14 protein-coding genes are annotated in these 14,345 nt (G+C 58.6%); 5 read left to right on the top strand and 9 right to left on the bottom strand.

The genetic code is table 11. From position 1 onward, the window contains the following. Positions 1–128 precede the first annotated feature (128 nt). Positions 129–659, bottom strand: coding sequence for a hypothetical protein (locus Q0650_RS12645; protein ID WP_298819487.1), 531 nt, complete (start codon positions 657–659; stop codon positions 129–131). Next, positions 656–2,125, bottom strand: coding sequence for a peptidoglycan-binding protein (locus Q0650_RS12640; protein ID WP_298819486.1), 1,470 nt, complete (start codon positions 2,123–2,125; stop codon positions 656–658). The genes Q0650_RS12645 and Q0650_RS12640 overlap by 4 nt, the downstream gene beginning before the upstream one ends. 191 nt (positions 2,126–2,316) lie before the next feature. Between Q0650_RS12640 and nth the strand changes: the two genes are divergently transcribed. Then, on the top strand, positions 2,317–2,979 hold the full coding sequence (nth, locus tag Q0650_RS12635; protein ID WP_298819485.1) for an endonuclease III: 663 nt from the start codon (positions 2,317–2,319) through the stop codon (positions 2,977–2,979). Between the two features lie 68 nt (positions 2,980–3,047). Here nth and Q0650_RS12630 read toward each other — a convergent pair whose 3' ends face one another. After that, complete coding sequence (locus Q0650_RS12630; protein WP_298819483.1) at positions 3,048–4,475, bottom strand: MFS transporter; 1,428 nt, start codon at positions 4,473–4,475, stop codon at positions 3,048–3,050. 123 nt (positions 4,476–4,598) lie between these two features. On the opposite strand from Q0650_RS12630, the gene Q0650_RS12625 reads away from it, so the two are divergent. After that, positions 4,599–5,567 (top strand): sodium-dependent bicarbonate transport family permease, encoded by a 969-nt coding sequence (locus Q0650_RS12625; RefSeq protein ID WP_298819481.1) that lies wholly within the window; start codon positions 4,599–4,601, stop codon positions 5,565–5,567. A 26-nt stretch (positions 5,568–5,593) separates the two neighbouring features. Continuing rightward, entirely contained in the window at positions 5,594–5,899 is a 306-nt protein-coding gene (locus Q0650_RS12620) for a P-II family nitrogen regulator (protein WP_298819479.1), read from the top strand. A gap of 284 nt (positions 5,900–6,183) precedes the next feature. Here the strand turns inward: Q0650_RS12620 and Q0650_RS12615 are convergent, their stop codons facing one another. Beyond that, on the bottom strand, positions 6,184–6,465 hold the full coding sequence (locus tag Q0650_RS12615) for a hypothetical protein (RefSeq protein ID WP_298819477.1): 282 nt from the start codon (positions 6,463–6,465) through the stop codon (positions 6,184–6,186). A 119-nt stretch (positions 6,466–6,584) separates the two neighbouring features. Further along, positions 6,585–7,403, bottom strand: a complete 819-nt coding sequence (locus Q0650_RS12610; protein ID WP_298819475.1) for a hypothetical protein — start codon at positions 7,401–7,403, stop codon at positions 6,585–6,587. A 285-nt stretch (positions 7,404–7,688) separates the two neighbouring features. Between Q0650_RS12610 and Q0650_RS12605 the strand changes: the two genes are divergently transcribed. Next, positions 7,689–9,569 carry a hypothetical protein gene (locus tag Q0650_RS12605; RefSeq protein WP_298819473.1) on the top strand — a complete coding sequence of 627 codons (1,881 nt, stop codon included), beginning with the start codon at positions 7,689–7,691 and terminating at the stop codon, positions 9,567–9,569. A 3-nt stretch (positions 9,570–9,572) separates the two neighbouring features. On the opposite strand, the gene Q0650_RS12600 is transcribed toward Q0650_RS12605, so the two are convergent. The 4 genes from Q0650_RS12600 to Q0650_RS12585 all read right to left on the bottom strand — a co-directional run bounded on the left by Q0650_RS12600 (position 9,573) and on the right by Q0650_RS12585 (position 13,457). After that, a complete protein-coding gene (locus Q0650_RS12600; protein ID WP_298819471.1) occupies positions 9,573–10,301 on the bottom strand; it encodes a PHP-associated domain-containing protein in 729 nt (242 codons plus the stop codon). Between the two features lie 256 nt (positions 10,302–10,557). Continuing rightward, positions 10,558–11,601, bottom strand: a complete 1,044-nt coding sequence (locus Q0650_RS12595) for an NAD(P)-dependent alcohol dehydrogenase (RefSeq protein ID WP_298819469.1) — start codon at positions 11,599–11,601, stop codon at positions 10,558–10,560. A 12-nt stretch (positions 11,602–11,613) separates the two neighbouring features. Next, the gene (locus Q0650_RS12590; protein WP_298819467.1) at positions 11,614–12,399 is read right to left on the bottom strand and encodes an iron-sulfur cluster assembly protein; all 786 of its coding nucleotides are present in this window, start codon (positions 12,397–12,399) and stop codon (positions 11,614–11,616) included. An 11-nt stretch (positions 12,400–12,410) separates the two neighbouring features. Further along, positions 12,411–13,457 carry an amidohydrolase family protein gene (locus tag Q0650_RS12585; protein WP_298819465.1) on the bottom strand — a complete coding sequence of 349 codons (1,047 nt, stop codon included), beginning with the start codon at positions 13,455–13,457 and terminating at the stop codon, positions 12,411–12,413. Positions 13,458–13,671: 214 nt separating this feature from the next. Here Q0650_RS12585 and Q0650_RS12580 point away from each other — a divergent pair, with 214 nt between their 5' ends. Beyond that, positions 13,672–14,229 (top strand): hypothetical protein, encoded by a 558-nt coding sequence (locus tag Q0650_RS12580; RefSeq protein WP_298819463.1) that lies wholly within the window; start codon positions 13,672–13,674, stop codon positions 14,227–14,229. The last annotated feature ends 116 nt before the right edge of the window (positions 14,230–14,345 follow it).

Below are 14,345 nucleotides of genomic sequence, written 5' to 3'. Positions count from 1 at the left end.
GTTGTGTTGCGCAACACCATCACCTTTGTATCGTTGTGTTTACGGAGGTGCAGAGTGTCTGCACAGTACCACAGGCAGGCTAAATTGTCAAGAAAACCGGTCGTGTTGGATTAGAATTGCGCGATTCTTCACGAATCCTGCGGGCACTGCTGGCAGGCTTTTGTTTCCTCAGCGCCGATCCCACATGCGCGGGCAATTTCATTGATCAGCCAGCGACTTACCAGCATTTCCTGATCGATCCGTTGTTGATCGCGCGTCATGGTCAGATGCGCCGTCTGTACACCGACCGCGCTTTGAATAGCAAGGAACGCACGATCGGCACCGCGCCGCTCGCGATCGGTGGCGATCGCTGCGGTCAGACCTACCCCCAACAGCGGCCATGCGCCATCACTCAACGACTGCGCGCGGCGGTAGGCCCAGGTAGCCATCGCCTGCGCCGTGACAGCGCTAACCGCTGGCGCGTTAATCACGCCGGTCAGCGACTGTCGCGACTGTGCCGAGTATGCGTCAATCGCTTCCAATACAGTGCGCGATGAACCGGCTACAGCGTGCAACCAGGCCAGACCGAGACTGCCGGCGCCGGCAAAGGCGAGTACCAGCCGGTGGGGCGCAGCATGGATGGCAATGACGAGCATGGCAACATCGTCAGGAATGATCATGGCGCAATGCTCCGGGTCAAGAGCGCTTGCCATGTGGCACAGTCAATGTCATCTCCCGCAGCCAGGCCAACACTGACGCGGAAAGCGCGCGCCGCCGCCGCAGTAGCCGGGCCGAAGAAGCCATCAATTGGGCCGGGATCGAACCCCAGCATGGCCAGTCGTCCTTGCGCATCATACACTGCCGGATCGTAGCGCCGGGCAGCATCGGTTTGGGGAGCAAGAACGGTGAAACTACTACAATCGCGTTGGGCAAGATCGGTTGCCGGCGCCCACATGAAGGCAAATCCGGTTGCAGCCGTTGTCTTTGGCGACAGATTCGGGTCGGTCGGCAGCCAGATTAGCCTATCGGTTTCGGCAAAACGAACCAGCGCGCCACGGGCCTGAGCATCCCATACAACGACCAGCGGCTCACCGATTCGCTCTGGCCGCACTGAAGTGACGACACCATCATCGGTTACCCGCGCCATCTGCGGGCGAAAGGGATATTCCCAACTGTAGTCATTCCAGCTTACCAGTTCGACGAAGGCATAGATGATGTCATCGGCCAGTCGTTGCGGCGCGCGCGCCAGTGGAATCGTGGTGTCATCGCTCGTTAACACCGGTAATTCTACCCCCTGCGTGACATCGATCCGGTACAGACCGAAGCGAATATCCGGGCCGGGTCCGCCGCCGGCAACGGTTAATTCTGTCCCGTCAACACTCCATGCCTCCTCTTCGCAACAACTGAATACACGAACCACCTGATTATTTAGACCGACAATCACTGCTTCGCCGCCGGGAATGCCCATTTCCGGCAGCATCACCGCATACAGGAGCAGGCGCGATCCGTCAGGCGACCACGCCACCGGTTGATAGCGCCAGGCCGGCTGTTCAACATTCGGTTCAGCCGGTTCTGGATCATCGGCGACGAACAGGCTGGGGCGGCCACCGGTAATGGAGCTCAGGTAGACACCGTTCGGTGAATCATCGCGCCCAATGATGAGACCAGGCGCAGGTTCATCGAGATGATAGGCCACCACTTGCCCATCGGGAGAAATGCGCGGATTGCTGATGGCTCGTTCGCGCAGCAACACGCGCCGCCCCGCTCCATCGAGCGCCACCAGCTCGTCGCCAGTCAGATAGACCAGCGTGCCATTGGCGGCTACACTCATGTCACGTACCGGCAGTGGTTCGTAGGTAATTGGCGTCAGCCGTTCACCATCAGGCTCGAGTCGCGCAATCTGATCATTCTGAATCAGGTACACTGGAGCAGGCAGGACAACGATGGCCGGCGTCGTTGGTGTAACCGCCGGCGATGGGGGCGCCGTAGGAACAACGGCCTGAGTGGTCGGCGATAAGGTCGGCGGCACAGACGAACTCTCTGGCGGTAATGTGATGGTCGCTGATGGTGTGGACGTAGACGGCGCTGAAGCGCAGGAGGTGATGAGCAATATCGCCATCCACCAGATGAACCAGCGTTTATGCATAGCGATGCTCCTCAGGTTATTGGCACGTATGTGTGGATGGCCGATCCAAACACAGATCGCGTATTTCCTGACCCACCACGGCACATGACTTCGCGCCGGATCTTGAGAGAGCCTGACAGCAGTCTGCGAAAACTTCGCTTATCATCATACGGCACACCGGCCTGGTTTACCAGCGCAAGATAGGAGGAACCGTGACGACAACCCGGTTTCCCATTGAACAGGCATTAGAGACACTGGAACGTGAATTGACGGTATTCACCCCACCGCTGATTGACCAGATGGGCGAGGCGAGTCAGACACCATTCCGTATCCTGATCGCTACCATTCTCAGCCTGCGCACTAAAGACACGCTCACCGCAGTTGTCGCGCCGCGATTGTTTGCAGTCGCCGATACGCCGGAGGCGATGCTGGCTCTCGGCGCTGAACGCATTGCCGGGCTTATTTATCCGGTTGGCTTTTACCGGGTCAAAGCGCGCCAGATTGTGGCTATTTGCCAGATATTGCTGGAACGGTACAATGGCAAAGTCCCTTCTGACCTTGACGAGCTGCTCAAACTGCCCGGCGTAGGCCGCAAGACGGCCAATCTGGTGGTGACAGCCGGGTATGGGTTACCGGGTATTTGCGTGGACATCCACGTCCACCGCATCTGCAATCGCTGGGGTTATGTCAAAACGCGAACCCCTGAAGAGACCGAACTGGCGTTGCGGGCCACACTGCCGCAGCGCTACTGGATCCCGATCAACCGCCTGCTCGTCACATTAGGGCAGAATATCTGTCACCCAATCTCGCCGCGATGTAGCATCTGCCCGATCCGCGATCTTTGCCCGCGGATTGGCGTCACGCGCAGTCGGTGAATGCAGTTAGGAGGGACCAGCGCAGACGCGCCAGTGTGGCCCACGCTTCCATCTGCCAGGCTGACATGTCATGACGCTACACGTTCGGCCCGCCGGGCAGCCAGGCGTTCCAGCGTCGCGGTGTGGCTGGTTTTGGTAATCGGGTAAAAGGCGGTCAAGATCATGCCACAAATCAAGATAACTGTTGGGAGCGGACCGATCAGCAGTCGGATCGCCAGCAGGGCGCTTTCAGGTTGCTGACCGGGTTGCAGAGTTTCGTTGAAACCGGCAAACTGCAAGGCCAAACCAACCAAAAATAGCCCTAAGGCCAGACCCATCTTCTGCAACAGCACCATGAAACCGTAGAACATCCCCTCGCGACGCTGACCGGTCTCTAGCTCATCAAGCTCGATCACGTCGGGCATCATACTCCATGGGATGAGGTAGGCGGTAGCAACACCGGCTCCGGCAATCACCCCAAGGACAATTGCCAGCGTGATCTGTTCGGGCTGAAGAAAAAAGAGAAATGCTTGAACAGCGATCCAGATCAGACTTCCGATCATATAGACCGCTTTCTTGCCGATACGACGGCTCACGGCACTCCAGACAAAGAGAAAGATCAGCGCCGAGCCTTGCACGGCAAACAGCATAATCGGGATCAGATCATTGGCGCTGGCGAACGTCAGGCCAAAGGCGCTGGCCGGAAATTGCGGCACGCTGCCCAGCCAGAAGACAATGAAAAAGGTGAGCACGCTGGAGGTAACCTGAACCGCCAGCCACGAAAACATATAAATTCCCACAACAAACAAAAAAGGTCGATTCTTGAAGACATAGCGAATCTGATCAGGCAGGCTGAGTTCTTCGGTGCCCGGTTCTGGCTCGTACCGTTCACGAGTGCCAAAAAAACACCAGAGAAAGGGTACCGCAATCAGGACTCCAACCACAGCGCCCGAGACCAGATAACCGGTCTGCTGGTCGCTAAACTGACCGACAATGATCTGGTGCAAAATACCACCGAGCAGGCTACCGCCAATGCTAAAGGCAAAACGGTAGGAATTGAGCGCAGTGCGTTCATCATAATCGCGGGTAAGTTCGGGTGTGAGAGCGGTGTAAGGCACGTTGACAACCGTAAAAGCGGTATCGAATAGCAGAGCAATGACAAGATAGTAGATAAACTTACTGGTAATATCGAATGGCGGCACCACCCACTGCAAGAAGAAGAGCAAGCCAAACGGAGCTGCGCCGAACAACAACCAGGGCCGTCGCCGCCCCCAACGAGTCTGAGTTTTATCGGTTAACCAGCCGATGATCGGATCGTTCACCGCATCCCAGATTTTGACGATCAGCAAAATCGTGCCGGCCAGACCCGGCGGCAAACCGGCAATTGTGGTTAGAAAGTAGAGCTGAAAGAATGAAGCAACAATCGTGGCGATAGCCGGGCCGAGATCACCGGCGCCGAACGCTAGCCGGGTTGCCAGAGGCAACCGCTCTGAGGTTGCCGACATCGTGGCGGCCATATAACGCAACTCCTTACAGTTCGACAAGATGTCCCGATGGCTCTTATTGTAGCACTGCTATCATCGTTACGCGAAGTGGTAGGATAACAGATACGGAAAAGCGCTTTTGGGCAAGGGATCGATATGGCAATCGTTGAACTGTTACAGATCAATCTGCTCTCACCGATGGTTCTGGCATTCGCGCTCGGTATCGCGGCAACCCTGCTTCGCAGTGACCTTAAGCTCCCTGATGAACTGTACACAACCCTCTCGATCTATTTGTTGCTGGCAATCGGTCTGAAAGGTGGCATTGCCCTGGCCGAAACAAGCCTGGCCGTCTTTTGGGCCCCAGCCCTGGCAACACTGATGCTCGGCATCATTATTCCGGTGGTCGCCTACACCGTTGCCCGTCGCATCGGTAAACTTAGCATTGCCGATGCGGCAGCGCTGGCAGCCCACTACGGTTCGGTATCGGCAGTCACATTTGCGGCATCACAAACCTTTCTTGATACTGTTGGCGCGCGTTACGAAGGATTTATGCCGGCGCTGGTAGCGATTTTAGAAGTTCCGGCTATTGTTATTGCGTTGATGATTGCGCAGATGGCCGGCGGCCAGCAAGGCGGCGACTGGCGCGAAGCCGTGCGTGAATTACTGACCAGCAAAAGCATTTTGCTGCTGGTAGGAGGCATGGTTATTGGCTGGCTGGCCGGGCCGCGCGGCGGCAAAGAGGTGGCTCCACTATTCGTTGACCTGTTTAAAGGCGCATTGACCTTCTTTCTGCTCGAACTCGGGATGGTAGCAGCGCGGCGATTTCGCGATCTGCCCACTGCTGGCTGGTTTTTGCTCGGTTTTGCGATTATCATGCCAGTGATCAACGGATTGCTCGGCGTTTGGTTTGGCAGCCTTGCCGGCCTGTCACTGGGTGGCAGCACAATTCTGGGTGTTTTGGCAGCCAGCGCCTCGTACATTGCTGCGCCGGCAGCAGTGCGCATCGCGTTGCCGCAGGCCAATCCCGGTTTTTACCTGACGGCGGCACTCGGTATTACCTTCCCGTTCAACCTGGCGTTAGGGTTGCCACTCTACTACACGCTGGCAACGTGGATCGTCCGGTAGTCGGTGAGCGCGGAAAGGGCAACGAGATGGAACTAACAACGGTCAAACTGGTCACCATTATCGCCGAAGCGGTGCTGGAAGAGCGCATTTTGCACGATTTGCGTCAGCTCGGCGCGCGTGGATATACTATCGGGTTAGCGCGCGGCGAGGGCACTCGTGGCATTCACGCCAGTGATTGGGAAGGGAAGAATCTGCGCATCGAGACGCTCGTTGCGCCGGAAATTGCTGATCAGATCTTGCAACATCTGGCGACTCACTACTTCCCTCACTTTGCCGTGATTGCATACACGACCGATGTGCAAGTTGTGCGGGGCACCAAGTTTCAGCGGTAACGGCGTCGAGTGGTTGGCGATGAGCTGCGTCGCGCTATCGCTGCGTGCCAGTCCGGGCAGTGCCGTTCAGCGACATCGCTCCCGCGCCGCCCACCGCTAGCAGGGGCCCCGCCATCGCGCTCGCAGCTCACTTCGCGCGCCGCCCACCGCTAGCAGTGGTTCTGCCATCGCGCCGACAGCTCGCTTCACGCGCCGCCCACCGCTTGCAGGGGGCCCGCCATCGCGCCCGCAGCTCGCTTCGCCCACCGCTTGCAGGGGCCCCGCCATCGCGCCGACAGCTCGCTTCACGCGCCGCCCACCGCTTGCAGTGGTTCTGCCATCGCGCCAGCAGCTCGCTTCACGCGCCGCCCACCGCTAGCAGGGGCCCCGCCATCGCGCCAGCAGACCGCTTCGCCCACCGCTGGTAGTGACCCCACCATCGCGCCGGCAGCTCGCTTTACGCGCCGCCCACCGTTAGCAGGGACCCCGCCATCGCGCCAGCAGACCGCTTCGCCCACCGCTGGTAGTGACCCCACCATCGCGCCGGCAGCTCGCTTCACGCGCCCGCGCGCCAGTGGAAGTGGCATCGATAAAATTACCGGGTTCTCCGTCGCTCCTCTGCGTGTGCTGCGCAGAGAGTCACCAATTGCCTGGATCTCTCGCCACTTCCACTGTTACACGCTGGTGAGGACGGCGCGACAGCGCGTTAACCCTGCTCTACCGTATCGACCGACTCGGCGCGTTCGCCGAAGGAACGTTCCTCGGCCTGCAATGTGTAGCTGTTGGCCCAGGCTTGAATCCCATCCCAGTCGCGTAGCGCAGCGCGATGAACGCTGTCGGGTCGCCAGTGCTGTTGAACGTAGTCGCGGTCGATCTCGGCAGGATGCAAACTCTTGAAAGGTACGACCGTGGTCGTTTCACCCTTGCCCCATTCCTCTTCCTCGCCGGGGCCGAGTGGTAACGCTAACTCGTGAAATGTGACCAGATCGGGGTGCTGCGCGCGGTCGATAAGGTGATCTGCCTGTTCACAAACACGCCCGTGGTCGAGTAAGGCGGTTAGCAAGACATCGCTCATCCGGGAACGGACGGAGAGCTGTACCAGGCGAACCAGATCGAGCTGCACGAGCAGATCGAGATAGCCGCGCACGGCCATGCGACTGCGGTCGTTGCTGCCCCAACGCAACCCGATGCCGGCAGCAGCAGTCGCTGCCGCATTGCGCCCAAGGCTGCTGGCGACGGTGGTAGCAACCGGACCACTGGTTACCGGGTAGAAGCGAATGGTCTCGCCGAGCGCCCAGTGGCGGATCACTTCCGCCCCGCCCTGACGCTGGTGTTTAATTTCGATTTGCGCGATTTGGGCCGCTTTCAGACGAGCATCGAGTTCGTCGTCACGCCCGATTTCGATGTGGAAGCCGATATAAGGGGAAAAGCGTTTGCCGCCTACCAGTCGGGCTACGCTCTTGCCGTTGGCGTACTGGAGAGTAATGGCTTCGGTAATGACGTGAACTCGGTTGCGGCCTATCATTGCGTTGCTCCTCTTCCTTGCCCGTACTGCTTCGTTAAGTGCGGACATTGTAGCACAATTGTTCTGTATTGTAAAGAGGTTTTGGTCTTCGGCTCGCTGCGCACTGCGTTGACTCTGGCAGTTTCCCCAATGCTCGCGTCCTGATTTTTCTGGCGAACGAATTGCTTCCCTCAAATGATCACTTTCCCCGCTTTGTGTTACCTGATCTTCCCTTGAATTGATATTTTACTCAGGTATAATCAAATCTTAACACTGGCTTGATATTGATGCTGAACCGTTGCAGCTATGACACTCTCGCTTCGTCTGATTGACATCAATGGCCCCTTTATCGATCCATCAGCGCCGGTGCGGAATTGGTCATCGTTTCCGTTTAGCCAGATTGATCTTCCAGTGCCGCCATACGTCGCTGAGGCGCAAATACAACGCGGCGTGGAACGGGCACACACATATCTGGCCGCGGCGCAGGCACAGGGTTATACCGGAATTGTGATCGACAATCTGGCGCACCTGGTCACATTCGATCAGGCCCCCAAGCCATACTACACGCCACATAGCCCTTACCGGTTACGCGCGCTGGCTTACCGCGCAGCGCTTGCGCCATTGCTGACCGAGGCAGCAGCGCGGGGGATGCAGGTCTACGTGACCAGTGATATGCAGTGGATGACGCCGGAGTTGCGATCGCAGGTTGGGCCACTCTTTGCCGGCAATCCCAGGCTGGATGAGCTCAATCAGGCCGCATTGATCGATCTTTTCACCGCGCTGCCGATGGTGAGTGGTGTGATCATTCGCATCGGCGAGACAGGTGGCGCACACGATTGCGCCGGTTATACCGGTCATCTGATCTATCACGACGTGGCGGCAATCAGGCGCCTGATCGCAACACTCTTGCCGGTATGCAATCGCTTTGATCGACACCTGATTATGCGGACGTGGACGCTCGGAATTGGCGAAGCTGGCGATCTACTCTCATCGCCAGATCGCTATCGGGCTGTCTTTGCCGATCAGCGTGACCCACATCTGCTGGTTTCACTCAAGCACACTCCTGCCGACTTTTTCCGCCTGTTGCCCGTCAATCCCACGCTTGGTCTGCCCGGCCCGCGCCAGATCGTCGAGTTGCAAAACCGACGCGAATACGAGCTGTTTGGCCTGGTTCCCTCCGGTGTGGTAGAGCTGCATAGCGCCGCAATCCGGCGGGCTGCCGCCGAACCGCGCTGCGTCGGGATCTGGGCATGGAATGGCACCGGCGGGTGGGGTGGCGGCGCGGCTTCGCTTGGTCCAAACGGCTGGAATCTCTGGACGGAAGCCAGTAGCGCGATCACGGCAGCGCTGGCCCAACAACCTGCTATCGATGCAGCGGCGTTTGCGCGCGAGTGGTTTGCCCATCGGTTAGCCGTCTATGGCGCCGCTTTTGCCGATGCTGTGGCAACGGCTTACCTCAAATCAGAGTCATTGATCGAGCAGGGCTGGTATTTTGGGCAATCGCCGGGGATAGAACGGTTTGGCGGCATCGTGATGCCTTCGTTGCTATGGATCTGGTGGATGCGCCCGACCGTTGCGCTCCCGGTGTGGGTCTATCTGTCCGAGGTGTTGCCTGACCCGGCGCTGGTGATTGAACGCGCCGGTTATGCGGCGCAAGTGGCCGGTGAGCTGGCCGACCTGGTGGCGCTGAAAGCGCCCTCTTTCGATGTCGAAGTATCCCAGATCGTTACCAGTCTGCGTTATTTACACGATGCGCTGACTCTATCGCAGGCAACGCGCGCCCTGCTGCTGCCGCTGGCCGCTATGGCCCGTGATGGGCAACCGCGCGATCTGGAAGCCGAAACGCGCGCGCTGAGACTGGCAATCGAGTATCATCAGCGCCAATGGGGTGAACGTGCCGATTTTCCGCCACTGGAACTCGCCGAGCTATCGCGCTTTCTCGACCGTTGGGAGCAAGCGCCACGCCTGACCCTGACTAAAGCGCGACTGGCGGCGCGCCTGATTAGACTGGCTCGCCGCCAGCAACACCGACTGGCTCGCGCCGGAGCATTGCTCGGCTTGTTGCTGCCGGCTCGCCTGCGCCGACAGCTTCTGTCTGCCGCTTTGCCATGGCTCAGCCGACAACTCGATCTCTTGCCAACAATCTTTTTCGAAGCCGGCCCGCCGATCGGTGAGTGGGCCAGGTAATCGCTACTGAAGCGAGCCGGTCATTTCCACCGAATCGGTCTGGCGGCGATCGAACCACTGCTGGATCTGTTCGCGCGCAACACCGGCCACGCCACGCCAGCCCCAGGCTTTCCCGGTCACCAGTGTTGCGCGCCGTTGCAGCGCATACCGCAAATCAGCGGCGCTTTGTCCGGGAAACAGCGTGCGACCGGCGCCAATCATGGCCAGGTTGTGCGCGTCGCTGCCACCGATTTGCGTCAGGCTGAGCGCTTGCGCTTTCCGCGCTGCGCGCCGATTGTTGGCCGGATACCACAAACTGGCGTTGAAGACCTCTATGCCATCGAGCAATGACCAGTCGAGATCGGTCCGTTCTGGCCCGAGCAGGCATCGCCGACCGATTGATGGCACTAATGCGCCAAAGGGATGAGCGGCAAATGCCATCCCACCCTGAGCATGCACCAGCGCCACAGTGGTTGCCAGATCGAGGCCGGCAGGCACCGGTTGTTCGATGAACAGAGCTAACAGATGACCAACCTGGGTGGAAATTTCGCAGCCAACGATCACTTCGATTCCGTACTGCGGTGCCAGGCGACGGGCCACTAACGCTCCGGCCAGCGTATCGTGATCGGTAATTGCGATCACGCGCAGATCGGTCTTGCCGGCAACATACGACAGCACTGCCTCTGGCGAGGCAGTGCCGTCACTGGCAGTGGTATGAATGTGCAGGTCGGCTGCGCTGAAGGATGCTACCACGAATGTGCTCCTGTAAACCACGATGCGCGATCCCGATTATGAGTGTAAGGCATCGTGATGAAGCTCTGATGATGGTAGCGTGAAGCCGGGATAAAGAGGAGGTGAAGAGGTTGCGCTGAGCAGGCCCGTGGTCAATTGCGCTCCCGACGAGCAACCGGACTGCAAAAACAGGGCTGGAGCCGCCAAACGTGTCGATCTGGCAAGGGAAACAATCTGGGGGCAGGTTGCGCGAACCTACCCCCGCAATTGCGCTCAATCAGGGCACGATTACCGCGCGACCGGCAATGCGCCGGTTTTTGAAATCGTCGATAGCCTGATTGATCTGGTCTAGCCGGTATTGCTGTCCATGCAGCTTCACGCGGCCTTCGGCATTCAGTTCCATCAATTCGACCAGTTCTACATAGTTGCCGACCAGGCTACCCTCGATGGCGATTTCGGTGATGATCATATGAACCGTTGGCACATTGACCGCGCCGCCATAGCCGACAACGTAGTGTGTGCCACCCTGACGCAGCATTTGCCAGGAAACCTGCTCGGCGCCCAGCTCACCAACGAAATCGATCACGACATGCGCGCCGCCATGAGTGAGTTCTTTAACCTCTTGCACAATTGAGTCACCGCCATCGAGCACGTGATGCGCGCCCAGATCGCGGGCCAGGTTGCGCGCCGCTTCCGATCGATCAACGGCTATGATCCGCGCGCCGCAAAGCTCGCGCACCGATTGGAGCGCAATGTGACCCAGACCACCTACGCCGAGAATGACGCAATATTGGCCGGGATTGAGTTTTCGCGCCGCCTTTTTGGCCACCCGGTAAGCGGTGATTCCGGCATCGGCAAGCGGCGCGACATCAACCGGCGCGACATTCGGATTGAGCTTGATGAGCGCGCGCTCGTTAGTCAGCATGTATTCGGCGAAACCGCCATCGCAGTTGAGACCGGGAAAACTGCCATGCTCGCAGTACATGTCTTCCCCGCGCCGGCAGCCCAGACAAACGCCGCACGAACGCAGAGGATGACAGATCACGGGATCGCCGACCTTGACCGTTGTCACGCCAGGACCGACTTCCTCAACCCACCCGGCATTTTCGTGGCCGAGAATGTAGGGGAGCAAGGTGCGCTGTGGGTCTTGAATGTCTTTCCACACCCCTTCAATGATGTGCAGATCGGTGCGGCACAGACCGGCAGCGCCAATCCGGACAATTACTTCACCGGGTTTGGTGATTTTGGGCAACGGGACATCCTCAAGTTGAAGCTGGACGTTCAGATGCTCATCGTACTCGTGTAAACGGGCAGCTCGCATAAGCGTGGCTCCTCATTGCAAGATCAGGCGGTCACCAACACTGGAATAGTCGTATTGCCGTTCGGGAAAGAACTGGGTGCGGAGGAGACCTTCACAGAGGCTGGTGTTGAAAGCGATATTAAGCCGGGCAGCGCGTGAGTAGCGCAGATAGGTGGCCAGCTCGGCTTCAGCAATCGGCTGGCCGTCAACCGTGGTGAATAGCCAATCGTTTGCCGCTACCGGCAGACCAAGCCGACGCCGCTTGTGCAGGTAACGTGCCAGATCAGCCGCAGCCAGCGCAATCCGTTGCGGAGGACAATCCGCAGCAGTCGCGACGAAGAGATCTTCGCCTTGCGCGACAACATCACCGACGCGCAAATCGAGAATGGTTGCATCGCGCAAACCGGCCTGTCGCATCCGGCGCAGCAGCGCATCCTGCCGGGCAAGAAACCCTTTCACAGTGAAGGTATGGCGTAGCGCTTCCAGATCGGCCTTCGTCCCCACATCGGCGGGAAAGGTTTCGGCAAAACTGCGACCGGCATTTACCCCGGCGTTGATCTCGTCTTCCAGACAGTTGTTACGCACGACGACGGTAACCCCAGCCACTCCTGGCACTCGACTCACCTCGGCGCGAATGTCTTGCGACATCATAAAAACGAAGTTGGGCGCGCACCAAAAGGTAGGAACGGTGTAGGTTACGGTGACGTGATCACCGCTGATCTGCACCTCATTAACAAATCCCAGCTCGGTGATCGGTGTATCGAGTTCCGGATCGTAGACTTCGGCTAACGCGCGCTGAATGTCGGCAAGCTCAGGCACGGCAACACCTCTCAGGCGGTAGCGGGCGCAGCGCCGTCGAGCACGACCGGCATTGCCCGTAACTGTTCTTTCTTCGCCTCAACGTCAATCCCGTAGAGACGGGCAGCGTTTAGACCGAGAATCTTCTCCTTGTTTTCCAGGGTTAATTTCACCCCGAATTCCTGCTCTAAATCTTCGGGCAGTTCAAAGGCCATAAACTTCTCGATCAGCCAGCCCGGCGTCCAGAGAGCATAATCGCTGGCGAAGGTCAGCTTGTCAGGGCCAAGCCAGTAGAGCAGATTGGCCATGATCTCGGCGAAATAGCGCGGACGTGAGTGAATGAAGGGCATCGCAACCGCCAGGCCACCCCAAACATTGGTCTCTTGCGTGGCAATCCAGCAAAAGTCTTCCAGGCGTGGCAGACCGCAGTGCTCGACGATAAAGGTGAGGCCGGGAAAATCGGTGGCAACGTAGTCAACATCGGCCACATCGAACGAGTCGCGGTCAAGCGGCCAGATGGTCGGTCCCTTGTGAATGTGGATGTTAGTGATACCGAGTCGTTCGCACTCCTCAAAGAAGGGGTAAGCCGCTGGATCGTTCAACCGCCAACCGCGCGAGCCATTGTGCCACTCGGCAGTGTAGAGCTTGACGCCTTTGATGTCGTATTGTTCCTTTGCCCGGCGCAAGGCATTCAGGCCGAGCGGGCCATCTTCGCCGTGCCGGGGATCGAACGAGCCATTGAGAATAACTCGCTCGGGGAACGCCTCCTTCAACTGCGCATTGCGCTCGATGGGATTAAAACCGGTGTGGTAGAAGTCGAAGAGGTTGGTCGATTGCAGAATGCACATATCGACGTAGCCCTCGACGAAGAGATCGCGCGCCATGTCTTCAACCGAGTAGCGCTGGTAGTGTTCGAGTGTCCAAACCTTATCTGCCGGCGAGAGGTTCTTGTGGTAGGCATAGAAGCAATCGATCCAGCCTTTGCCCAACTTGCCGCGCTGATTCTCCGGACTGGCGTCCCACAGATGGGTGTGAGCATCGATCACGAAAATCTCGCGGCCATCAGCGGTGCGGTACATACACTCCTCCTGTCAACGATGACAATCCTGATAACCGACGCCGGTTGTATTGATCGCAGATGGGGTTGCCAGCATCGTAGCAGAAACTCACCCGATCGAGCGGTGAAAAACCGGTGAAAAATTGCCAGCAGCAGTAGACGCTACCGGTTAAGGTGTGGTATAACCTGATCATCCACCCAAAAACCTGAATAGATCGCTTGCGCAGGGAGGCGCTATGAGCGAGACGGTGCAACGCGCGATGACCACGACTGATCTGGATACGCTGGTCTGGCAGGTCGCCGCTTTGCGGGAAGCATTTCTCAGTTGCAATGCGGTCGATCTCTCGCCGGTACGATCGATCATTCGTGAATCGTGGCGACGTTGCCGTGAGCTGGCCGTCAATGCCGATTTGAATCTGGCCCAATTTGCGGCGCCTGATGACCATCAATTACGCGAATTGCGCGAGCTGAATGCGCCCTTCCTGCGCGCGGCGCATCCGGTGTTGTTACGCTTGCGCGCCACGCTGGGCAGTGTCGGATATGTGATTGCAGTCAGTGATGCGGAAGGAACGCTGCTTGACGTTGATGGCGACCTGACCTGTCGCCGCCGTCTGGCGCGCAAAGGATTGCTGCCGGGCAGCAACTGGAGCGAAGCGGTTGCCGGCACCAATGCGATTTGCGATTGGCGTGGCATTGACAACCAGGCAGGTCGTGCAACTGGTCGGCGCCGAGCACTATTGCAATGGCTGGCAAGATGTTACCTGCACGGCTGCGCCGGTAATTCATCCCGCTGATGGACGTTTGATCGGCGTGCTGGACATCACCGGCGACTACCGGCTGGCGCGTCCGTTTCTGGCCGGTGTGCTGGCTGCGGCTGCCGCCGAAGTGCAACGGCGCTACCGGCTGGAAT

Origin of the sequence: uncultured Chloroflexus sp. (genome assembly GCF_937129525.1) — a bacterium.
Classification (GTDB): Bacteria; Chloroflexota; Chloroflexia; order Chloroflexales; family Chloroflexaceae; genus Chloroflexus.
Note: the sequence above shows the minus strand (reverse complement) of the source record. Positions and strands in the feature narration are given on the sequence as shown.

What these genes read in the sequence shown, in the direction of transcription:
- Q0650_RS12645 (WP_298819487.1), bottom strand. Translation starts at nt 659, where the DNA reads ATGATCATTCCTGACGATGTTGCCATGCTCGTCATTGCCATCCATGCT.
- Q0650_RS12640 (WP_298819486.1), bottom strand. Translation starts at nt 2,125, where the DNA reads ATGCATAAACGCTGGTTCATCTGGTGGATGGCGATATTGCTCATCACC.
- Q0650_RS12630 (WP_298819483.1), bottom strand. Translation starts at nt 4,475, where the DNA reads ATGGCCGCCACGATGTCGGCAACCTCAGAGCGGTTGCCTCTGGCAACC.
- Q0650_RS12625 (WP_298819481.1), top strand. Translation starts at nt 4,599, where the DNA reads ATGGCAATCGTTGAACTGTTACAGATCAATCTGCTCTCACCGATGGTT.
- Q0650_RS12620 (WP_298819479.1), top strand. Translation starts at nt 5,594, where the DNA reads ATGGAACTAACAACGGTCAAACTGGTCACCATTATCGCCGAAGCGGTG.
- Q0650_RS12615 (WP_298819477.1), bottom strand. Translation starts at nt 6,465, where the DNA reads ATGCCACTTCCACTGGCGCGCGGGCGCGTGAAGCGAGCTGCCGGCGCG.
- Q0650_RS12610 (WP_298819475.1), bottom strand. Translation starts at nt 7,403, where the DNA reads ATGATAGGCCGCAACCGAGTTCACGTCATTACCGAAGCCATTACTCTC.
- Q0650_RS12605 (WP_298819473.1), top strand. Translation starts at nt 7,689, where the DNA reads ATGACACTCTCGCTTCGTCTGATTGACATCAATGGCCCCTTTATCGAT.
- Q0650_RS12595 (WP_298819469.1), bottom strand. Translation starts at nt 11,601, where the DNA reads ATGCGAGCTGCCCGTTTACACGAGTACGATGAGCATCTGAACGTCCAG.
- Q0650_RS12585 (WP_298819465.1), bottom strand. Translation starts at nt 13,457, where the DNA reads ATGTACCGCACCGCTGATGGCCGCGAGATTTTCGTGATCGATGCTCAC.
- Q0650_RS12580 (WP_298819463.1), top strand. Translation starts at nt 13,672, where the DNA reads ATGAGCGAGACGGTGCAACGCGCGATGACCACGACTGATCTGGATACG.